1 protein-coding gene is annotated in these 645 nt (G+C 54.9%); it reads left to right on the top strand.

Annotated features, from left to right (window positions below; translation table 11 throughout):
- Positions 1–645 (top strand): VCBS domain-containing protein (locus M6D89_RS17130; RefSeq protein WP_253969318.1); only part of this gene is annotated, 645 nt, incomplete at both ends.

The following is a 645-nucleotide window of genomic DNA, read 5'->3' on the forward strand; positions in this document are numbered from 1 at the left end:
GAGATTGTGATCAGTATCACCGGCACCGACGATGGCGCCATCATCACCGGTGGCGATACCGGCGAAGTGACCGAAGATCTGGATGTCCAGCCGGTCGATCAGTTGGTTTATACCGATCAGTTGGAAGGGGACGATGTCGACTTTGATCAGGATCAGGTTGATCCCAGCCAAACGGTCGCAGTGGGCTCGAACACCCTGGGCAATTTAGATATTCAGGCCGATGGCAACTGGACGTACACGGTTGCTAACGCCCTTACTCAGTATCTGGCGGTAGGTCAGACTAAGCTAGAGCTATTTCAGATCACTACGGTGGGTGGGACCGAGCATATTGTCGCGGTCACCATTAATGGTACTAACGATGTGCCTACGCTAGAGGCCGTTGTTGCCAATGGTGATGTGGATGCCGTTACTCTGCCTGAAACTAACCAACCGCTCGCCAGTGCGGGCACTCTTACCGCCGGTGATGTCGACGTGCGCGATTCGGTAACCCCATCGGTGACGTCGCTTAGTACCGCTGGTAACACCGATGCTCTCGATAACGCGGCGCTGCTATCCATGTTCAGCGTAGACGCCGTCGCGGTAATTGCTAATGGTGCCACCGAAGGCACGGTTAACTGGAGCTTTGACAGCGCCGATGAAAGCTTT

This window comes from Gilvimarinus xylanilyticus (assembly GCF_024195295.1).
Taxonomy (GTDB): Bacteria; Pseudomonadota; Gammaproteobacteria; order Pseudomonadales; family Cellvibrionaceae; genus Gilvimarinus; species Gilvimarinus xylanilyticus.